Annotated in this window: 16 protein-coding genes; 9 read left to right on the top strand and 7 right to left on the bottom strand. The window is 49.4% G+C overall.

Features of this window, described 5'->3' with window-relative positions:
• The first annotated feature begins 31 nt into the window (after nucleotides 1–31).
• The 5 genes from SYN6312_RS06245 to SYN6312_RS06225 all read left to right on the top strand — a co-directional run bounded on the left by SYN6312_RS06245 (nucleotide 32) and on the right by SYN6312_RS06225 (nucleotide 4455).
• The gene (locus tag SYN6312_RS06245) at nucleotides 32–2077 is read left to right on the top strand and encodes a c-type cytochrome (protein ID WP_015124017.1); all 2046 of its coding nucleotides are present in this window, start codon (nucleotides 32–34) and stop codon (nucleotides 2075–2077) included.
• Nucleotides 2052–2921: an urease accessory protein UreD gene (locus tag SYN6312_RS06240; RefSeq protein ID WP_015124016.1), complete on the top strand. Its 870-nt coding sequence runs from the start codon at nucleotides 2052–2054 to the stop codon at nucleotides 2919–2921. The genes SYN6312_RS06245 and SYN6312_RS06240 overlap by 26 nt, the downstream gene beginning before the upstream one ends.
• A gap of 6 nt (nucleotides 2922–2927) precedes the next feature.
• Entirely contained in the window at nucleotides 2928–3233 is a 306-nt protein-coding gene (gene ureA / locus SYN6312_RS06235) for an urease subunit gamma (protein WP_015124015.1), read from the top strand.
• Nucleotides 3234–3357: 124 nt separating this feature from the next.
• Nucleotides 3358–4062 carry a hypothetical protein gene (locus tag SYN6312_RS06230; protein ID WP_015124014.1) on the top strand — a complete coding sequence of 235 codons (705 nt, stop codon included), beginning with the start codon at nucleotides 3358–3360 and terminating at the stop codon, nucleotides 4060–4062.
• Between the two features lie 51 nt (nucleotides 4063–4113).
• Entirely contained in the window at nucleotides 4114–4455 is a 342-nt protein-coding gene (locus tag SYN6312_RS06225; protein WP_015124013.1) for a hypothetical protein, read from the top strand.
• A 66-nt stretch (nucleotides 4456–4521) separates the two neighbouring features.
• Here the strand turns inward: SYN6312_RS06225 and cphA are convergent, their stop codons facing one another.
• Nucleotides 4522–7221, bottom strand: a complete 2700-nt coding sequence (cphA, locus tag SYN6312_RS06220) for a cyanophycin synthetase (protein ID WP_015124012.1) — start codon at nucleotides 7219–7221, stop codon at nucleotides 4522–4524.
• Nucleotides 7222–7323: 102 nt separating this feature from the next.
• Nucleotides 7324–8190 carry a cyanophycinase gene (locus tag SYN6312_RS06215; RefSeq protein WP_015124011.1) on the bottom strand — a complete coding sequence of 289 codons (867 nt, stop codon included), beginning with the start codon at nucleotides 8188–8190 and terminating at the stop codon, nucleotides 7324–7326.
• A gap of 547 nt (nucleotides 8191–8737) precedes the next feature.
• Here SYN6312_RS06215 and SYN6312_RS06210 point away from each other — a divergent pair.
• Nucleotides 8738–9763, top strand: a complete 1026-nt coding sequence (locus SYN6312_RS06210; RefSeq protein ID WP_015124010.1) for an ABC transporter permease — start codon at nucleotides 8738–8740, stop codon at nucleotides 9761–9763.
• Here the strand turns inward: SYN6312_RS06210 and SYN6312_RS06205 are convergent.
• Nucleotides 9760–10017 carry a TM2 domain-containing protein gene (locus SYN6312_RS06205; RefSeq protein ID WP_015124009.1) on the bottom strand — a complete coding sequence of 86 codons (258 nt, stop codon included), beginning with the start codon at nucleotides 10015–10017 and terminating at the stop codon, nucleotides 9760–9762. The genes SYN6312_RS06210 and SYN6312_RS06205 overlap by 4 nt on opposite strands.
• A gap of 217 nt (nucleotides 10018–10234) precedes the next feature.
• Between SYN6312_RS06205 and SYN6312_RS06200 the strand changes: the two genes are divergently transcribed.
• On the top strand, nucleotides 10235–10609 hold the full coding sequence (locus SYN6312_RS06200) for a hypothetical protein (RefSeq protein ID WP_015124008.1): 375 nt from the start codon (nucleotides 10235–10237) through the stop codon (nucleotides 10607–10609).
• Between the two features lie 69 nt (nucleotides 10610–10678).
• Here SYN6312_RS06200 and SYN6312_RS18255 read toward each other — a convergent pair whose 3' ends face one another.
• The 3 genes from SYN6312_RS18255 to SYN6312_RS06185 all read right to left on the bottom strand — a co-directional run bounded on the left by SYN6312_RS18255 (nucleotide 10679) and on the right by SYN6312_RS06185 (nucleotide 16258).
• Nucleotides 10679–14944, bottom strand: a complete 4266-nt coding sequence (locus SYN6312_RS18255) for a PAS domain S-box protein (protein ID WP_015124007.1) — start codon at nucleotides 14942–14944, stop codon at nucleotides 10679–10681.
• 150 nt (nucleotides 14945–15094) lie between these two features.
• Nucleotides 15095–15289 carry a DUF454 family protein gene (locus SYN6312_RS06190; RefSeq protein WP_015124006.1) on the bottom strand — a complete coding sequence of 65 codons (195 nt, stop codon included), beginning with the start codon at nucleotides 15287–15289 and terminating at the stop codon, nucleotides 15095–15097.
• A gap of 42 nt (nucleotides 15290–15331) precedes the next feature.
• Nucleotides 15332–16258: a branched-chain amino acid transaminase gene (locus tag SYN6312_RS06185; protein ID WP_015124005.1), complete on the bottom strand. Its 927-nt coding sequence runs from the start codon at nucleotides 16256–16258 to the stop codon at nucleotides 15332–15334.
• A gap of 191 nt (nucleotides 16259–16449) precedes the next feature.
• On the opposite strand from SYN6312_RS06185, the gene SYN6312_RS06180 reads away from it, so the two are divergent.
• A complete protein-coding gene (locus SYN6312_RS06180) occupies nucleotides 16450–17604 on the top strand; it encodes an AZOBR_p60025 family cell surface glycopolymer formation protein (RefSeq protein WP_015124004.1) in 1155 nt (384 codons plus the stop codon).
• A gap of 23 nt (nucleotides 17605–17627) precedes the next feature.
• Nucleotides 17628–18317: a glycosyltransferase family 2 protein gene (locus SYN6312_RS06175; protein WP_015124003.1), complete on the top strand. Its 690-nt coding sequence runs from the start codon at nucleotides 17628–17630 to the stop codon at nucleotides 18315–18317.
• 163 nt (nucleotides 18318–18480) lie between these two features.
• Here SYN6312_RS06175 and mrdA read toward each other — a convergent pair whose 3' ends face one another.
• Entirely contained in the window at nucleotides 18481–20298 is a 1818-nt protein-coding gene (mrdA, locus tag SYN6312_RS06170) for a penicillin-binding protein 2 (RefSeq protein WP_015124002.1), read from the bottom strand.
• Nucleotides 20299–20458: the final 160 nt, after the last annotated feature.

Below are 20458 nucleotides of genomic sequence, written 5' to 3'. Positions count from 1 at the left end.
CATCTGACTGGGTTAGGACAATCTTAGATAAATGAAGGGAATCACGTTGCAGCGAGTGAAGGCATGGCTCACCCTCCCCAGCCTGGTGTTTACGGTCATTATGGTCAGTGCGGTAATTGTCTTGGGGAGTTCTCTGATTCCCAGTCGCGCTATGGCCCCCCGTTCAATTTCGTTGCCCACCGTTTGCCAGGCCCCGCTGAAATCCCCGGAAATTTCTTGGCAGCTTCCCCAGGATCTCGAGGGTAATTTACAACAGAAAAATTTGAATGTGGTGCAACGGGCGGCGGATCTCTTTGCTTGGCAGGAATTTATCGCCTTGAATTGGCCAGCTAAATCTGGAGTCCGAGGTGTTCCGGATCAAACCGTAAACATCAATGCCGTGGCCCCGCGTGTTTGGGAAACCTGGAAAGAAACCAGTGAAGTCTATTTGCCCGATGGCCGTGAACCTTTACCCTGGAATGCTGCGGCCCCCTTACCCCCAGGCCTGGGAAAACCCCTAAAAATCCTCTATCGCCAAAGCAAAGTGGATGAAGTCTTGTCCGATGAATTTCAACCCACAAAAGCGGATCTGGCCTTACCCGGAACCTTAACGGATCAACAGGGTCGGATTGTCCGCTACGAAATTCGGATGAACCAAGTGGCTTTTGATTATGTGGTGCAAAACAAACTTTACGATGCCAACCACCAGGCCAAACTGGAACAATTTAACTTTCCCAATGGGGCAATTTTAATCAAAGCGGCCTGGAGAGAAGTAGAGCCGACCGAAGAAGCCAGATTTCATACAGTTTCGGCCTACGTTTCTGATCGTGCTGATCTGACCAAAGCCACCTATCAAGAAATACGCATGGGCCTGGTGGGTTTTCACATCATGCACAAAACCGCCAGCGCGCCTCAATGGATTTGGTCAACCTATGAACAAGTGGATAATGTCCGGGGTGAGCAGCCCTCCTTTTTTAATCCCCACTGTCCCGATTGTCTGGCGAATCATCAAACTCAGGCCCATGTTCCCAATCAAGTCACCCGCTTAACCCCGATTCCCAACCAAAACCCGGATTGCAACCAACCCAACCAGGCCATAGATAATGTCGCGGAACTCAACAAAACCATCCAAGCCGGCCTGAAAAATTCCGTCTGGCAATATTACGAATTGGTCAATACCCAATGGCCCTTACCAAAAGCCAAAATCGACCCGACTCCCAAAACTGTTTTCCAGGTCAAGCCACCCATATTAGCCAATACGACCATGGAAACCTATATCCAGAAAACCTCTTCCTGTATGGGGTGTCATGCCATTGCCCGGGGTGTTAATCCGAATCAATATACCGCCTCAGACTTTACTTTTACCCTGGCCTATGCCCAACCCCAACCTGCTCAGACTCAAATCATTCCCCCGCCTGCTAAACCCGTCTCGGCCTGGGATACAGAACAGTGGAATAGTATTCTCCGGGGCTATCAGTTAACGACCCAAACCTATGAACTCTTGCCGGAAAATGTCCCCGTGGCCAAACTCCACTGCCAAAGCTGTCACTTAAATGGAGGGGGAAATCCGAAAGCCTCGGCCTGGTTAGGGATGATGGAAAAATATGAATATCCCCAAACAACCAACTTACAAAAACGGATCAACCAGTGTTTTGAACATAGCCTGAATGGTAAACCCTTCCCGATTACTGCCAATCAACCGGAATTTAGGGCTTTGATTACCTATATGCAATGGCTGGATGAACAGGCCCAGGTGTTAGACATTCCCCGACCCAAAACACCTTTTCCGCCGATTCCGCAACTGACGGGCAATTCCCAACGGGGGCAGGCCATTTTTCAACAGAAATGCAGTTTTTGTCACAATACCGATGGGCAAGGACGTTATCAAACGGATACCTATTATCGGCCGGCTCTGTGGGGGGAACAGTCTTTTAATAAATTGGCTGGCCTGCATCGCCTGAATACTATGGCTGAGTTTATCCACGGCAATATGCCCTATCAATTTGATGGGAATCTGACTCCCCAAGAGGCCTGGGATTTAGCCACCTTTATTGACAACCAGGAACGGCCCAGTGGTTCAGCCAATTCTGCAAAATAATCAACTTATCGGCAAGCCTGACTTTTCTACCTGGCAGGGTGACTTATGGCTCAATTATCGCTGGCACAATGACCGGACAGAAATTACCCAGGCCTATGCCAAAGCACCCCTGAGAATTCAACGCCCCTTTTATCCTGAATCGCCTCAAGTTTGTCATAGTGTGATGCTGCATACCGCCGGGGGCATGGTGGGCGGGGATCACCTGAATATCCAACTCGATCTCCAGGCCCAGTCCCAAGTTCTGTTAACCACCGCAGCCGCCAGTAAGGTCTATCGCAACCCAAATCACCCTGTCACCCAAACCATTGAACTGAATATTGCCCCCCAGGCCTGTTTAGAATGGTTACCCCAAGACACAATCATGTTTAACCAGGCTCACTATCAGCAATTTATGCGGGTGAATTTAGCGACTGGAGGCTTATGGCTGGCCTGGGATATGACTCGGTTTGGACGCACGGCTCGGGAAGAATTTTTCACAGCAGGAAATTGGCGATCCCATACAGAAGTGTGGCAGGATGGGACTCCTCTTTGGATTGATCGGCAATGGCTACCCGGTACCCCTGAGAATTTTCATGGCCTGCATGGCTTAAATGGCTGTCCCGTTGTGGGAAATTTAGTGTTCATTGGTCAAGAGGTTAGCAGTACCATCATTCAGGACGCCAGAGCATTATGGCCAGGCCCGCTGACGGATATTGGGGTGAGTCGGTTAGCTGCGGGGCTGATTTGTCGCTATCGGGGCCATGATCGGGGGGCAGCCCAGGCCTGGTTTATCGCCGTTTGGGGGCTATTGCGAGTATTATTTTTAGGGCGTGTTGTTTGTGTACCCAGAGTTTGGGGAGTCTAGAAATTAATGCAACTGACACCACAGGAAAAAGACAAGTTACTGATCTTCACCGCTGCCCTGGTGGCCGAACGTCGTCGGGCCCGCGGCCTGAAGTTAAATTATCCCGAAGCCGTTGCCTACATCAGTGCCGCAATTTTAGAAGGAGCCAGAGACGGCCGCACTGTCGCAGACTTAATGAGCTATGGGGCAACCCTCTTAACCCGCGAAGATGTGATGGAAGGTGTCCCAGACATGATTGTTGAAGTTCAAGTTGAAGCCACCTTTCCCGATGGGACAAAGTTAGTCACGGTTCACAATCCAATTGCCTTGTAAAACAAATCCCCCAGGGATGAAGCAATCAGGAAAAGCAACTCGTTAGTCGCATGAAATCTTAGAAGTCCAAGACTCCTTTGTTCTAAGGTAACTCTAGTGGTTCATCCGCCAGAGGAATTACCCAATGAATATGTCCCTAGCTCCCATAGAATCTGATGAGCAGCGTCTTGAGGAAATTCGCCAGGCCGAGCGATCTATTAGTTGTTTAATTCAAGCACAACACGTTAACACCAATCAGGGCAAACTCATTAACCAAGCCAAAGATTGGGGCTGGCAAGTGGTCAAAACAGGAGGCAGACATCCCATTAAAGCCATCCGGCCTGGATATTCACCCGTGGTAATTTGCGGCCATGGCCGGAGTCAAACCTTGAAACGGGGAACGGCCTTGGGGATTTTACAAGCTCTGGCAGAACCAATCCGGGCAGAACTAAATCGAGCCGCCCAAACTATCCTTGAGCAGATCACCCAGCAAAAACTGACGCACCAAGAGGCCCGAATTGCCACCCTAGAAGCTGAACTGATGCATTTCCAGGCCGAAGCAGAAACTGGATTGGCCTTAGCTGCAGAAGTCGAAGCTCGCAATGGGATGCTCAACCGCCAAATGACAAAACTCCTGCATGAGCGGCTGGAGCTAGACGTAACAAAGCAAAAATTGATGGCTATCATCCAAGAACGGCAGCAAATTGAAGCAAAGTTTGCCCTATTTATTGCCGACTTTGAACAGTTAGAAATGATCTTCGATCGGGTTGCTTTGTTTGCCGAGGCTTTGCCTGAGACCTATCAGCGACAACTCTTGCAAATTTTGCACCCCATCAAACCCGTTGCCTAAAATTCACCCCAAAGGATCCATTCAGCCATACCAGACATTGAGGAGAACCAGATGGAACACGACCAGGCCGCCGTCCGGAAAGTTAGCGAAGTTAAAAAACTCCTGCATCAGTCGCAACGAAACCAGGCAGAACTGTTAACGTTAACCGCAAACTTAGTTCAGGCAAGGGAACAGGAATTAACCCAAGACTTACAAACCCTCAGTCATTTACCCAGCATTCCCCAATCGGCCTGGACAATTAGCCTGATGCGGCGGCAGTTTAAGAATTTTCCCACCGCCCGGCGGCATTTTCGCCAACTTTATGACATCAGAGCCAATAACTGGCAGACCTTGATCGAGCGAGTGAATGTGATTGAAACCGCCCTGGTTCATTTAAGGTTGACTATCCGCTAGTCAGAATCCGCATGCAGCCTATAAATTAACCCATTCCTTAGGTTAGGCGCTGGCAGCAGTTTCCCCCTAGCCAATATTCACCTCTGTACCAAGTTCCACCTCTTCAATTTTGTGGCCATTGCCATTTTCAAAATAGGGTTTACTGGCTAGTTTATGGTTTTCTCCGTAGGCTTCAATCAAGCGAATCGTTCGTCCGACTTCACAGGGTAAAACCACGACCAATGCGCCAGGACTAGCTGTCCCCAAGGCCTGGTTAATAGCAGTGACTTCATCGTGAATAATTTCGTATTGACAATGATGAGGAACCCGGATCACTCCCATTTCAATCAACTGAGCTGCATCTCCACGGGGCCGGCCGCGGGTATCGTCATCTTCTTTAATTAGAATCCGGTTGAAAATTTTGGCAGAAAGCTCACCTAACTGGGCTAAGTCTTCGTCGCGCCGATCCCCAGGCCCGCCAATCACCCCAATCCGTTCACCAGGCCATTTCTGGACAAATTCCCCAACGGCTTCATACCCAGCGGGATTATGGGCATAGTCAACCAAGGCACTAAACTCACCTAAATCAATCAAATTCATCCGGCCGGGGGTTTGCTCCACGGACATCTTGAAGCTGGTGAGGGCAGTGCGAATATCGGTAATCGAAATGCCTTGAGCATAGGCAGCTAGACAGGCGGCAAGAGCATTGGCAATCATAAAGTTAGCCCGCGCTCCCATTGTCATCGGCACATTGACAGCCTGCTCAATTCGGAGCGTCCAATCCCCCTTCAAAATTGAAAGATAGCCATTTTCATAGACCGCCGCCAGGCCCCCAGATTCAATGTGCTCCTTAACCAGGCGATTTTGCGGATCCATGGAGAAAAAGGCAACTTGGGCTTTTACCTGTTCGGCCATATCAGCCACGAGGGGATCATCGGCATTCAAGACTGCATAGCCCGCGGGCCAGGCCGACTCAACCACTACGGCTTTGAGATCCGCGAGCTGCTCTACAGTATCAATGTCGCCAATACCCAAGTGATCGGCCTGGACATTAAGCACCACCCCGACATCACAGTGATCAAACCCCAGGCCAGAGCGTAAAATTCCACCCCGAGCCGTTTCTAAAACGGCAATTTCCACGGTGGGATCCCGAAGAATCAGTTGCGCACTTTGGGGGCCAGTGGTATCCCCCTTTTCAACCAGGTAATCGCCAATATAAATCCCATCGGTGGTGGTGTAGCCGACATTTTTGCCCGTTTGTTTACAGATGTGGGCAATTAAGCGGGTCGTCGTGGTTTTGCCGTTGGTGCCGGTAATCGAAAAAATCGGAATCCGAGCAGGTTGACCGGGAGGAAAGAGCATATTCAAAACTGGCTCGGCCACATTGCGGGCAATCCCCCGACTCGGACAGGTGTGCATCCGAAACCCAGGTGCCGCATTGACTTCCACAATCACCCCCCCCACGTCCGGCATGGGCTTAGAAATGTCCGGGGAAACCACATCAATACCAGCAATATCTAAGCCAATCGTTCGGGCCGCCCGCTGACAAATCCACACATTATGGGGATGAATGGCATCGGTGTGATCAACGGCAATCCCCCCCGTACTGAGGTTGGCAGTAAAGCGGAGATAGCAAATTTGGCCTTCTGGGAGCACAGTATCGAGGGTAAAATTCTGGCGGTCGAGAAGTTCCCAACTGTCATGGTTCATCTCAATTTTGGTGAGGACGTTATCATGCCCTTCGCCTCGTTGGGGGTCTTGATTCGTAATATCAATCAGTTCTTGAATTGTGGAGCGACCATCCCCGACCACATGGGCTGGCACTCGCTCAGAAACCGCCACCACTTTGCCATTGATCACCAGCACCCGGAAATCTCGGCCGGGGTGATACCGCTCGACAATCACCGATTTGGAAACACCACTGGCAATTTCAAAGGCTTCTTCGGCCCGCTCAATGGTTTCAATGTCAATGGAAATACCCCGCCCATGGTTGCCATCGAGGGGTTTAATCACCACTGGGAAGCCACCAATATCATGGATTGCATCTTCCAGTTCATCTATGTATTGGATCACCACACCTTTGGGAACCGGGATCCCCACATCGGCCAGTAATTTTTTTGCCCCTTCTTTGTCGCCCGCTAACTCAACCCCTAGAATTCCGGTCAAATCGCTGAGGGTGGCCTGCATCCGATGACTATGAATGCCATAGCCAAACTGAATAATTGAGCGGCTGCTGAGTTCTTGCCAGGGGATATTCCGGGCTTCAGCTTCTTTAACTAGGGTATCGGTACTTGGCCCCAAGGAGGCTTTGGCTTTGAAATCCCGTAAATCCGCTAAATCCTGTTCCAGTTCTCGTTGGGGATAAGTCCCGGTATCAATAATGCTTTGGCACAGTCTGACCGCAGCTCGTCCTGCATACCGCCCTGCCTGTTCGTTTTGGTACTCAAAGACAACTTGATAAATCCCTTCTGTGCCAGTCATTCGGGTGCGACCAAAGCCCGTGGGCATCCCAGCCAGTTCTTGGAGCTCTAAGGCAACGTGCTCGATCACATGGCCTAAAAGTGTACCTTCCCGCAGCCGCATTAAAAAACCCCCTTCATGGCCTGGGGAGCAATGATGTTCGTAAAGACTCGGCAAGACTCGAATTAGACCATCCACAAAGCCAGGAATTAGATTGGTCGTGGTTTCGGCCAACTCTTCTAAATCCAGGCGCAAAATGATCAACTTACCCCGGCGGATACTCCAATAGTTGGGGCCACGCAGCGTTTGAATCTTGAGAATTTTCATAGGAAACCAGGCGCAAGGAGGGTAAAATCTGCCACCATTCTAGTCTTAGAGTTAGGAGGGCGGTAAACTGTTTGTGGTGAACAGTTCGGTTGCAACTAAATCCTAGAGAGAAGGCAAGCTAGAGCTTTGATGCTGAACTTGATGGGTATTCAGGTTGTAGCAATCTTCGTGGCTGAGGATATGCAGTCGTAAATTGTAAATACTTAACGGCGAAGTGACTTCCACTTGGCTGAAATTGGTATAGTTCACATCCCGCGGATCCACAATGGTCACGGCTCCTTTACCCATGACGCGCACCGTTCCATCCGGCTCAAACAGGGCACAGGTATCTTCATCAATCCCAATCCCTAGCTTGTCAGGGTGGGCGGAAATGGCACTGATCAAGCGGGCTAAACGATTCCGGTTGTGAAAATGCTGATCCACAATCACATCGGGAATAATCCCCAGGCCTGTAGCCATATCCACCAAGGAGCGATTGGGGGGTTCATTACTACCACCACTGGCAATCATCACATGGCCCATCACCGCTGCCCCCGCACTCGTTCCTGCTAACACCGATTGACCTTGCCAAACCTGAGTCCGTAATTGCTCCAGGAGTGGGGTTTCATCCAGCAGGGCTGAAAGTCGCAGTTGATCTCCCCCAGACATGAACAAGCCACTACAGCGGGCCATTTTGGTCAGGATTTCTTCCGATTCGGCATCACTGCGATCCGCAACCAAAAGAATTTCGACATCCTTGGCCCCAATTTCCATAAAGATGTCGTGATAGAGCCGCCCCATCGCATCGGGTTCACGAGAGGCCGAGGGAATGACCCCAATTACAGCATTACTTCCCCCGGAGCGTTGGACAAATGCAGTTAAAATTTGTCGCCCCCGAACTTTATCTTCCGCCCCGCCGATGGCCATCACAGCACATTTCATGGCAGGGGAAACCGGGTTCCGAGCAAATAGGGATTCAAGTTGTAGCATAGGCAGGTGAAGGGAAGGAGCGACCAAAATCCAGCCGGGTTCCTCAGCAGGGGGCCGCGCTCGATGTGGTGTGATACAGAGAATGATGCCAGATTATTTAGAAAAACTTAAGGACTTACCTCAATTTAATTTAACTTTTAACAGATGATCATCGCTGAAGTCGGCATTATGGGCTACATTTTGGGGTGGGAGAAGGCCCCAGGCCTGGGATGAGGGCGATGATTTACAATTTCGAGATGATCGGGTTGGGCCTACCGCACCCCCTGCCAAAGGGCCAACACAGAACAATCAGATCGGGCAGGAGCTTCCATTTCACTCAAGCCTAGAATTTCAGAAAGTTCATTAGACAGAGGCAATCTAGTCAGTCAACATTGGGATGGGGTGGAGAGCCTTAGGGAGCATCAAACTGGCAGAGGAAATTATTTGTTTGGGGTGAATTGAGATTCAGACTCGGATGAGACATTAATCAAACCATCAGTATCATCTCATCTCTGAAGGCACTCCACGACCTCGTTATACTGATTGAGAACCGTCTGTCTAGTCCTGTATGTCGCGATTGCGGGCGTTACAAGCTTATATTTTGGTGCGGTTGTTATTGGCCCCACTGATGCTGTTAACAATTGTCACCATTGTGTTTTTGCTCTTGCGGGCCACCCCTGGAGATCCGGTGGATGCCATTTTGGGGCCACGCGCGCCTGCGGCTGTCAAAGAAGCACTTCGGGAACAACTCGGCCTGGCGGCTCCCCTCTGGGAACAATATTTTAAGTATTTGGGGCAGTTACTCCATCTCAATTTAGGCACATCGTTAACCAGCCAAGGGGAACCTGTCGCTAACATTATCCAGGCCCATTTTCCGGCTACAGCAGAACTAGCGCTTTACAGTTTGGGGCTAGCATTTCTGATTGGGATTGGGGTCGGAACCGTGGCAGCGGTGAAACGCAATAGTGTTTGGGATGTGGGCGGTCGCTTATTTGGGATTGTCACCTATGCATTGCCTCTGTTTTGGTTGGGGATGCTTTTACAGTTAGTTTTCGCTGTGGAACTGAGATGGCTACCCTTGGGGACTCGATATCCGGTCACATTACCACCACCTCAAGGATGGACAGGGCTATATACGATTGATAGTCTTCTCAGTGGACAGTGGCAGGAATTAGGAATTTCCATCTACTACCTCATTTTGCCCACATTGAGTTTAGCCATTGTTCTGAGCGGGATTTTCGAGCGGATTGTCCGAGTCAATTTGCAGCAAACCCTCCAGTCCGATTATGTTGAAGCAGCCAGAGCGAGGGGCATCCCAGAAATAAAAATTTTATTCAACCACGCGCTGAAAAATGCCTTGATTCCTGTGATTACGGTCTTGGGGCTAACCTTTGCCAGTTTGTTGGGCGGGGCGGTGTTAACAGAGGTGACCTTTTCTTGGCCAGGCCTGGGCAACCGTCTTTATGAAGCAATTTCGCTGCGAGACTATGCCACAGTCCAAGGAATTATGGTCTTTTTTGCGGTAGTTGTGGTTGTGGTTAGCTTAGCGATTGATATTTGTAATGCCTGGATTGATCCGCGTATCCGTTATTAGAACCAGCCCTTTTTGGCAAGAATGTAGGTGTTATAAAACTCCTGATCTGGCTTGGCAAGATAAATGATCCCTTCAATCAGGCCAATAATGCCCATGACAAAACCCCCAACTCCACAGGTTAGAACGGTGACCAATAGCATCACTAACCCCTCAGTGGTATAGCCCAGAACAAATTTATGGATGCCCAACGCACCCAAGAGGATGCCACAAATTCCAGCAGCAATTTTTTTACCGGAGACATCGGTGCTATTCATCGGCTCACTCCCAACCAAGAAGATTTAAGGCAAAGAAGACACCTATAAACCTAAGAGTAAATGGGGTGGGTTTCAAGAATTATTCGAGTTTCTTAAGATTCCAGGCTGATGCATTCTAACTGGCAATAACGGATAAATTTTCTCCTAGACTATTTTAGGCAGATGATTGGCGGAACCCCCCGTCCAGATTGAATTGGGCTAAAGTTAAAGTTAAGCTATGCTGAGTTTTCTTGCGCTTCTGCCTCGAGCTTTAACAACATTTCTCTATGCAATTGCGGCATTACTGAGGTTTTATGGCAACTCCAGAGACATCCCCATCCCCTGGTTCTCCCTCACCCTCCTCGACTGGAGCCTTTTGGCATTCATCGCTGGGACAACGGCTCTCCTGGTTAATCTCGGCCTTGAGTGGAACAGTGGAAATCGAAGCCGAGACGAGGCGATTGAGGAAAGAGAACGAGCGGCTCAAAGAGCTTATTTACAAAACCGATTTGCTATTCTCCAAATACGGCATCAACTCGACGCCAGCCAACAAACCCAAGCAGCCCTGAGCGATTTTCTAACTTTTTTAGAAGAGTATCAGGATGAGGCCTGAGCCGACCTAGCTCTGATTTCCCAGGCCCTAACTCTTGACCTGGCTTTCAGGATCCATGACAAAGATTGGCTAGAGATCCTCATTCCAACTCCTAGGTAATGTTCCATCCCAATAGCAGTAACGATTTCTACCAGTTTGTTTGGCGGCGTAAAGGGCATGATCAGCTTGGGCAACGAGGGCCTGGAGAGAGGAGTCAGGATCAGGGATATGGGCGGTAATACCAAGGCTGAGGGTCACGGTCTGAGCAATGGCTGAATGGTGATGGGGCAGGTTCAACTGACGAATGTCTAATTGGATTCTATCTGCGACTGCTAAGGCCCCGGCCAGGTTGGTATTGGGTAAAATCAAGGCAAATTCTTCTCCACCGTAGCGAGCCACCAAATCTCCAGCCCGATTGACGGTTTTCTGTAAGGCTAGGGCAACCTTTTGCAAGCAACTATCCCCAGCAATATGGCCATAGTGGTCGTTATAGGCCTTGAAGAAATCAATATCACAGATGATCACGGCGAGGGGCTGTTGTTCCCGGTTCATCCGTCCCCATTCTTGGTTGAGATATTCGTCAAAGTGACGGCGATTGGCTACCTGAGTTAACCCATCGTAGCGAGCCAGATATTCAAGTTCCTGATTAGCAGCTTGCAACTCGCTGTTGGCGGCCTGGAGAGATTCATAGAGTTCGGCCTGTTGAATGGCAATTGCTAGTTGTTGGCAAATTCTGGCGATGAGGCGGCCATCATCATCAGTCCAACTGGAAATAGGGGCTTGGCTTTGAACAATCAAAAGTCCCCAAAGATAAGAATTTTCCCCCCTAGCTTGATTGATCGGCGCAATAATTTTGGCGTGAATATCATCATCTGTGAGGTTGGGAATCCAACAGGTATCACAGCGGGATTGATGCCCGCGATCAACAAGGCGATAATCTCCCATCAAATAATCCGACCAGCAAATACCGGGTAGTTCAAAGTTTAGCCAGCAGCGATTGTGGAGAGACGTTAATCCTGCTTCTAGGGATTCGGCCAGGGTTTCAGCATGGTAGTTTGGGAGAACTCTTAACACCAGAACCCGATCTGCGCGGAGAAGATCGCGGATGTTTTCTACAGCTGAGTCAAGAATTAGATGCAGATCAAGAGAGCGGCGAATGTCATTGGTAATTTCGACAAAAACGCGTTCTTGTGCGGCCTGCTTGGCTAAGGCAAGTTCGGCATCTTTGCGTTGATCAATGTCAATATGGGTTCCGAGCATCCGAGTGGGTTGTCCTTCAGCGTCCCAGGCCACGATTTTGCCTGTAGATAAGACCCATTTCCAATCCCCAGCTTTGGTTTGAATCCGGAATTCCACCCGATAGCGATCCAATTGCCCGCTGAGATAATCTTGCAGAGTTTTTAGGGTTGGGTCTCGATCCTCCGGGTGAAGACTGGCTTGCCAAGAGTCAAGGCTATGAACTAATTCACCGGGGGCATAGCCGAGCATTTCATCATAGCCAAAGTCGGTTTGGGCCTCGCCAGTCACAATATCCAGATCATAAAACCCTTGATTAGAAGCTTCTAGGGCCAGGCGTAAACTGGTTTCTTTATCTCGAAGAGCTTGGCTGGTGCGTTTGCGTTCAGTTACGTCTATATAGGTTAAAACTACACCCAGGCCTGGGATTGGAATTGGCGCGGCGGTGACATCTAACCAAATCAATTCGCCATCGGGTCGCTCATAGCCAACCTCAAGTCCCTGTAGGGCGCAATTTTGATTGAGGGCAATTACAGATGGATACTCATCAGGAGGCAACAAGCTTCCATCACTGCGATAACAAACCCATGGGTTCTGACTTGCACTACCTAGGCCCCGCCGCTTATGTTCCGCTGAGGGCAATTGCAAAATTTGCTCAGAAGCTGGGTTGACTTCGAGGATCTGGCCCTGCTTATCGGTGACGAGAATTCCCACAGGTATGACTTCAAAAAGAGTTTGGTATTTACGGCGGTTGGTTTCCAGTTGAGCTTCTAAAGCTTTCTGTTCAGAAATATCTTGGACAATTCCCATACCACCAACGACACAACCGGAATCATCAAAGATTTTGTTAATGGTTACCAAAACCCAAACTAAGGAACCATCTTTGCGGATATAGCGTTTTTCGAGTGTATAGGAATGGATTTCGCCAGCCATCAGGGCTTGAACTAGTGGTTGTTCTCGGTCTAAATCGGGAGGGTAAGTAATGGTACGAAAGCTGTGGTTTTGCAATTCAACTTCGGTGTAGCCCGTAATGGCCGTAAAGGCTTGATTTACCGATACAAACTCACCGGAAAGTTCACCATAGACAATCCCAAAGACAGCCTGCTCAAACAAAGCTCGGAAGCGTCCTTCACTGGCCTGGAGTGCAAGTTCTGCCTGTTTGCGGTTGCTAATGTCCTTAAAAAAAGCAAAAGCGAATTGAATCTGCCCAGTGGCATCCCGGACAGTCGTGTGATAAAAACTAACCCAGCGAATTTCTCCCGTTTTAGTGAGACACCGCTTTTCGAGTTGGTAATGATCACGGGTTCCAGCTAAACACTCATCAATAAAGGGTTGCTCCAGGCCAAGGTCATCGGGATGGGTAATGTGTTCAAACCCCAAGCATTTAAGTTTCTCTGCCGTGTAACCCAGGAGATTTTGTAAACAAGGATTACTCTGATCAATCCGAAAGTCTGGAGCGCTACAGATGGCAATGCCCAACTCGGCCTGGTCAAAAATGGTCCGAAACCGCAGTTCACTTAACTCTGAGGCGAGGGTGACTTGTTTCCACCGGGAAATATCGCTAACGCGGACAAAGCTGTGGGGGCGGCCAGCAATGGTGACCGGTTTAGCAGCAATATTTCCCCAAAACCGATTGCCTTTCAGGGTTTGATATTCGATTTCCATTGTCCAAAACCCCTGACTGTGCATTTGGGTAACGTTGGCCTCGACTTCTGCAGCAGTGAAGGGGCGGACATGGAGGGTATGGCCGGCTAAACCAATCAGATTTGACTTTTTATCAGCTTCAAATAATTCAACAGCACGGGGATTACAATCCACAATTTGGACAGTGTGGGGATCCACCAAAAACATCGCATCTGTAGATTCGTTAAACAACAGTTCCCGTAAATCCCGTTGATATTGCAATTCCTGTTCCCGGAGTTTTTGCGCCGTAATATCCATGTCCACGCCCGTAAAGCGGACTGGGTGGCCGTGATCATCGTAAATCGCTGTCCCACGGGCCAAAAACCAGCGAATTTCCCCACTGGGTCTGACAATCCGAAATTCAACGGTTCGCTGTTGGTGAGATTGGATAATGTCGTCAATGACGGTTTGAACTCGGGCCCGATCTTCAGGATGTACGAGGCCCATAAAGGTTTCAATCCGCTGGTCAAAGGTTCCTGGAGCCAGGCCCATGAGTTGTTCATAGCCGTCTGACCAAATGAGACGATTGCTGCGTAAGTCCCAGTCACAGTAACCTATTTCGGCAATTTCCAAGGCCAGTTGTAGGCGATCTTTGGCAGCTTTGAGGGTGCGGGTGAAGTTATAGTCAGCCGTGATGTCGCGCCCCGTAGCCTGGAACTCAATAATGGTGTCGTTGTTGTCAAAAAGGGCGATATTTGTCCATTCATGCCAGATCTGACTGCCATCGTGACCAATGCTGGGGTTAATCACAACTCGAAAGGGATGTTTGGGGGTGAGGGTATTCATGGCCCAGAGTTCTTCTCGCATCATGGCCTGGGCATCGGGGGGAATAACTTCGAGAAAATGCCGACCCAAGAGTTCTGCCGCTGGTTTGCCAATCATTTGACAATAGGCCGGATTGACATAGGTAAAGGTGCTATCGGGTAAAAACCGGACAACCATCTCCGTTTGGGTTTCCAGAATGGCCTGGTAGGAAGCCGGGGTTAATTTATCGGGAGAATCAGACTGCCCGGTTGCTTCTTGCCATTGAATCAGTTGGGATGGGGGCAGAATCCATAGAAAACCATTGGCCTGGGCAGTAACACCATAGGTCAGATCAGCGGTTTGGCCATTGGTACGGGTCAGGGTAGTTGTGCCACGAAAATAGGCAGGGCTGTTACCATCTACAACAGAGGTATCATGACTGTGTTGCCACGTATGCCAGGCCGGGTCTTGGGTTACGCCTAAAAACTGATGAAGATTATAGGATTGTGGGGAAGCTGCTGAGTCCAGGCCAAGCATGGTGGCAGCACTATTGTTAATGTGGTGACAAATCCCCAGCCGATCGGTGAAAACCAGGCCCTCCCAAGACAGGGCAAATAACCCTTGCAACGAGGGCGCTAAGGAAACACCCGTCTCAAAGACTGAGTTTTGACTATCCAGGTTGGGGGGATACATTGACCTTTAGAAACCGCGCCTCACAAAACAGATCGGCATTGCATCGGTTAATTTAACTATAAATTTGTTTATCGGGGTGTCAGCCTTTGTGTCTTAGCCCGTAATAAGTCTTTGAAATGGGTAACGCAACCCGTGGAGCCGGGGTTGTCCCTAATCTACTACGGTTTGATGTTCCGTTTTGTGGACAGGATCGGCGGTTGTCTCTTCCTCCAGGCCACTAAAACAGGCCGCAGCCAACAGGAGAAAGGGAGTGCCGGGAATTAGAGGGAGAATAATACCAATCATTCCAATCAGACCGAAAAAGATACCTAGGGCTAGGCGGGCTGTATTTTGTACTTGTTTCATAGTGAGGAATGCTTTAGTTAAGCAGATAGATTCCCCGTGATTCTAGCTTAAGGGAATGACATCCACCCATTGCCGATAGTTCGGTTCTTGCCCGTGGGTAATGGCCTTCAGCAGGGCCTGGAGTTGTTGAGTGATCGGGCGTTCGGTCGGGAGCATATAACTTTCAATTTTTGAAACAGGGACAACTCGCGCCGCGGTTCCGGTCAAAAAAACTTCATCGGCAATTAAGACCTCCGTCCGATCTACCGGCCGCTCCATCACGCTAATCCCCAAATCCCGAGCTACCTGGATCACACTGTTGCGGGTAATGCCTTCCAAAATGTCTTGATCTACCCCCGGCGTAATCAGCACCCCATTCCGGACAATAAACAAATTCATCCCCGAGGCTTCACAGATTTTGCCTTGATCGTTGAGCAGGATTGCCTCATCAAACCCCGACTCCACCGCTTCTGTTTTCGCCAAGGCCGAGACAATATAGGAAGCTGTTAACTTGCCACGCAAGGGAAAACTCCGATCACTCTGTCGCTCCCAGGAACTAATCCGACAGCTCACCCCATCCGGCGACAAGTAATCCCCCAACTCCAGGCCATAGATGAGAAAATCTTTTTCCACCTGATGCAACCGCGGGGCAATCCCTAACCCAGACGTATACACCAATGGCCGAATATAAAACGGGGCCTGGGGTTTGTTGCGTTGCACCCATTCAATCAAGAGATGTTTAATCTGACTAGCCGGTAGATCATAGGCCAGATAGCGGGCGGAATTGCTGAGGCGGCGGGCATGATCCTCTAAGCGAAATAAAAATACTTCCTGGGAGTTATTTGGATTGGGGATTCCCCGTAAACCACCGAGGGCGGCTGTTCCGTAATGGAGGGCATGGGTCGCAACAGAAAGTTTCGCATCTGTAAAAGGAATAAATTCACCCTGGAGGTAGGCAATGGGAAGAAAGGGGGTGTCGCTGCTGACCATAGTGAAGACGCTTCGGAAATGTGCAGATGATGGGGGTATTTTTTCCACTTTAGACGGTTTCGGTGATTTGGTCAGAGTCCCAGGCCTGGGTCTGGTTCAAAACGGTCAGAGTCGGGGTATGTTGGGCTACGACAGACAAAATTAGGGCAGTTCCTCAGTTATTTTGGCGCGTTGTAGAGACTTAGAAGCTAATGATCAACAATCTTTCTGCCCCCATTCGCCGTCAAGTTCTCTATCCACTGCTGGCCATGGGCTTGAGTTTGGTGATTGCCCTGATCTTAGGGGTTGGGAAATTTCAGGGTCAGGTTACCGGTTTTTTTCGGATTGGTGATGTCATACCCGTTTCCCCCTATTTGTCCGCAGAATCAGTCTTTATTCACCAAGGCAAAACAGGCCATGACGGTCAACAGTTCCTCACCATTGCTTTAGACCCAGGCCTGGGGAATCCGCAAACCCTGAAGTCCTTGGATGTGCCGGCCTATCGCTATCGGCGGATTTTTTATCCATTTTTGGGCTGGTTTTTGGGTTTGGGCCAACCGGGCTGGATTCCCTATACCTTAGTGCTGGTTAACATTCTCTGTTTTGGGGTCAGCGTTTGGGGCCTGGGAGAATTATTACCGAAGCAACCCTCCTCCTTACCGCTGCTATTTTTAACCATTCCTGGCCTGTGGATTAGCTTCAGTATTGCCACGGCCGACCTATTGAGTACAACCTTGGTCATTCTAACCCTGCGGCATTATCGGCAGAACAACTCTTGGCTAACCTGGGTTTGGCAGGCCTTGGCCATCTTAACCAGAGAAACAACCCTTTTAATCTGGTTCGCCCTTGTCATGACCAGTGGCCTAAAACGCCGTAAACCGGACTTGGTTCTTGCACCTTTGGCCCTACTGCCTTGGGGATTATGGAATCTCTATTTACGCCAGCGGTTAGGGACAGCCTGGGATAGTCAAAGCTTAGGGACACATTTTAGTTGGCCCTTGACTGGAATTCTGGCCAAGGTACAGGTGTTAATCACTACCCCAATCAGTTTGACCCAGGGTTTAGACATGATTGTGTTTCTACTGCAAATTGCAGTTGTTATTGGCATTGGTTTAGCAGCCAGGCCGGCCTGGGGTAAGCAACCAGAAATTGTTTTAGCGGGTGGGCTGTATAGCCTGATGTTTATCTTGGCAAAGTTACAAATTCTCAATCTATTTACAGACTATAGTCGGGTCTTTTTAGATTTATACTTGTTTTTACTCCTTCTGTGGCCTTACCATCCAGGCCGATATAAAATTGCTGTTTTTAGTCTCCTGGGCCTGGTTAGTGTTGCTTATTTGCTTGGGTTTGCCACAGAACCAGTTTAGTCAACAATGCAGGAGCGAGTAATTTGAAATTATCAGTGATTGTCCCCTGTTATAACGAAGCTGCTACCATTCGCCAAGTCATTGATGCTATTCACAATTCCCCCATTACCAATCAAGAAATTATTGTCGTTGATGACTGCTCTAGTGATGGCACTCAAGAGATTCTCAAGCAGGACATTGAACCATTAGTCTCCCAAGTGATTTATCACCCCCGTAACCTCGGCAAAGGGGCCGCACTTCGCACAGGCCTGGGGCAAATGACAGGGGATATTGCCATTATTCAAGATGCTGATTTGGAATATTCTCCCCAGGACTATCCACTGATGCTCGAACCCATTTTGCAAGGGCGGGCCGATGTTGTTTATGGTTCACGATTTCAAGGGGCTGCGCCGCATCGGGTCGTGTACTATTGGCACAGAGTTGGCAATGGATTTCTAACGACTCTCTCCAATATGTTTACTAACATTAACTTAACGGATATGGAAACCTGCTATAAGGCATTTCGGAAAGAGATTATTCAGCAAATTCGGATTGAAGAAAATCGGTTTGGCTTTGAGCCAGAAATCACGGCAAAAGTGGTAAAACTCAATTGTCGCATCTATGAAGTAGGTATTTCCTATTACGGCAGAAGCTATAAAGAAGGCAAGAAAATTAATTGGAAAGATGGCGTATGGGCAATTATCTGCATTCTCAAGTACAACTTGTTTCGTTAAAAAGCAATTGAGTCTCATCTTTTCTCCCCTCGGTTGTTAATTTCTTCTCCCACTCAGTCGCGCCTTTATCCACAACTGAGCCTGAACCTGGGATATTGGCATCAGAGATTATTCTTAATCCCAACCAACCAGGCCATGTCCGATGCTCAAAATGACTATCCTGTTAACGAAGGGTGTTTTTGGGAGGCGGGTTTGCTTTGAAGTAGGCCTGCATTGTCTGTAGCATCAGGGGCCCGGCCGTTGAGCCACCGCCACCGCCAGAATTTTCTAAGAAGGCTACAACCACAATTTCCGGTTTATCCGCCGGTGCATAGGCGCCGAACCAAGTGTGATGGGGGCGGGGTGGATCTTCGCCTGTGCCGCTTTTACCAGCTAAGGGAGGGATGCTCGGATTATTTAACCCTGACCCTGTGCCATTGGTGATCACTTGCCGCAATCCCTGGCGCAAAACTTGAATGGTGCTGGGCTTAAGATTTAGAGACTCTCGCGCCTGCTGGGGGCTTTTGTTGGGAAGTTGGACAAAATGGGGGCGCACCTTAAACCCACCATTGGCCGGAACCCCAAACATCACTGCCACTTGCAAAGGACTGGTTTGAAGTGCCCCTTGGCCAATAGAAAAAATCAGGGTATCGCCGTCATACCAATCATCCCCATAGGTTTTCCGTTTCCAGGCCAGATCTGGGACTAACCCCGCCGCTTCTCCTGGTAAATCCAGACCCGTTTTTTGCCCGAATCCATAGCGATGGGCCCAGTCAATTAAGGTTTTTTCACCCACACGCCGCCCCACTTGCCCAAAAAAGGTATTACTGCTCCAGGCCATCGCCCCAGCAAAGGTCAACGGCCCAAACCCAGCCCGATTCCAATCATGAAATGCAAAACTACCACTGTTTAAAGCCGAGTAGGTCATGAGAACCGTATCCGGGCTAAACTTACCCGATTCCAACCCCGCCGTAGTGGTGACAATTTTGAAGGTACTAGCGGGTGGAAAGCCTTGGATCGCCCGATTAACAAAGGGATTTTGCCGCTGCTGAAGTTCTTGCCATTGACCTTCTGTCATCCGATTGGCAAACCAGTTGGGATCAAAGGCCGGACGACTCGCCATTGCCAAAATACTGCCATCCCGCGGATCCAGGGCGACAATGGCTCCCCGGCGATTCCCAAGGGCTGCTTCTGCCGCTTTTTGGACATCCAAATCGAGGGTCAGGGTTAAGTCATTCCCCGGCCGGGCTTTCTTTTGGCCTAGGATGCGCAAAACTTTGCCTGCCCCATCCACTTCCACCTGTTGGCCGCCCCAAGTGCCCCGTAATTGCGACTCATAACTGGCTTCAACGCCCATCTTGCCAATCACATCCCCTAGGCGATAGCCCCGCTCTTTATTTTTAGCCAACTCTTCTTCGTCTAATTCACCGATATACCCCAACACATGGGCAGCCACTTCGCCAAGGGGATAAAACCGCTGGGCCTCCCGATCCACCTCCACCCCCGCCAGTTGGGATTTATGCTCCTCTAAGGCGACAATCTGGGCCTGGGTAATCCCTTTGGCAATCCGCAACAGCGAGGGGGAATTATAGCCTGCCTTTTCAATCGTTTTTTCAATCTCCGCGGCCGGGACATTTAAGATTTTTGAGAGCAATTCTAAGGTTTGCGGCCATTCCGCTTTTTTCTTGGCAATCGGCCAGACAAACACAGAGTAGGAAAATTGATTTCCCGCTAAAATCCGCCCCTTGCGATCTAATATCTTGCCGCGCTCTGGTGGTTTGGGAATCAGGCGAATCCGGTTTTCATCGGCCAATTTCCGGTTATGTTGCCCCTCTAGAACTTGTAAATAGGCCAGCCTGGTGCCAATCCCGCCAAACAAGATCAGGGAGACAACAATCATCAACGTCAGCCCCCGCCCATTTTGGCCAAAGGTGCGCTGATAGGGTTGGTAATTAAAGGAGTAGATTCCCTTTGTTATGGGTTTGGACTGCGCCAGAGGCATAAGCAGAAATACTCAAAAAATATCGGAGAAGTATAAAGAAAATGCTATATTCGGTCGTGGGTGAACTTATGTTAAGGTGACGGGCCAACTCATGATTGCATGATGGCGCAAGTTTAGCAGAAGAGTAAGTATTTCTCTTGTGGCCCTTGATCTTAAAGAT

Source organism: Synechococcus sp. PCC 6312 (assembly GCF_000316685.1).
Taxonomy (GTDB): Bacteria; Cyanobacteriota; Cyanobacteriia; order Thermosynechococcales; family Thermosynechococcaceae; genus Pseudocalidococcus.
Note: the sequence above shows the minus strand (reverse complement) of the source record. Positions and strands in the feature narration are given on the sequence as shown.

What these genes read in the sequence shown, in the direction of transcription:
- SYN6312_RS06245 (WP_015124017.1), top strand. Translation starts at nt 32, where the DNA reads ATGAAGGGAATCACGTTGCAGCGAGTGAAGGCATGGCTCACCCTCCCC.
- ureA (WP_015124015.1), top strand. Translation starts at nt 2,928, where the DNA reads ATGCAACTGACACCACAGGAAAAAGACAAGTTACTGATCTTCACCGCT.
- SYN6312_RS06230 (WP_015124014.1), top strand. Translation starts at nt 3,358, where the DNA reads ATGAATATGTCCCTAGCTCCCATAGAATCTGATGAGCAGCGTCTTGAG.
- SYN6312_RS06225 (WP_015124013.1), top strand. Translation starts at nt 4,114, where the DNA reads ATGGAACACGACCAGGCCGCCGTCCGGAAAGTTAGCGAAGTTAAAAAA.
- cphA (WP_015124012.1), bottom strand. Translation starts at nt 7,221, where the DNA reads ATGAAAATTCTCAAGATTCAAACGCTGCGTGGCCCCAACTATTGGAGT.
- SYN6312_RS06215 (WP_015124011.1), bottom strand. Translation starts at nt 8,190, where the DNA reads ATGCTACAACTTGAATCCCTATTTGCTCGGAACCCGGTTTCCCCTGCC.
- SYN6312_RS06210 (WP_015124010.1), top strand. Translation starts at nt 8,738, where the DNA reads ATGTCGCGATTGCGGGCGTTACAAGCTTATATTTTGGTGCGGTTGTTA.
- SYN6312_RS06205 (WP_015124009.1), bottom strand. Translation starts at nt 10,017, where the DNA reads ATGAATAGCACCGATGTCTCCGGTAAAAAAATTGCTGCTGGAATTTGT.
- SYN6312_RS06200 (WP_015124008.1), top strand. Translation starts at nt 10,235, where the DNA reads ATGCTGAGTTTTCTTGCGCTTCTGCCTCGAGCTTTAACAACATTTCTC.
- SYN6312_RS18255 (WP_015124007.1), bottom strand. Translation starts at nt 14,944, where the DNA reads ATGTATCCCCCCAACCTGGATAGTCAAAACTCAGTCTTTGAGACGGGT.
- SYN6312_RS06190 (WP_015124006.1), bottom strand. Translation starts at nt 15,289, where the DNA reads ATGAAACAAGTACAAAATACAGCCCGCCTAGCCCTAGGTATCTTTTTC.
- SYN6312_RS06185 (WP_015124005.1), bottom strand. Translation starts at nt 16,258, where the DNA reads ATGGTCAGCAGCGACACCCCCTTTCTTCCCATTGCCTACCTCCAGGGT.
- SYN6312_RS06180 (WP_015124004.1), top strand. Translation starts at nt 16,450, where the DNA reads ATGATCAACAATCTTTCTGCCCCCATTCGCCGTCAAGTTCTCTATCCA.
- mrdA (WP_015124002.1), bottom strand. Translation starts at nt 20,298, where the DNA reads ATGCCTCTGGCGCAGTCCAAACCCATAACAAAGGGAATCTACTCCTTT.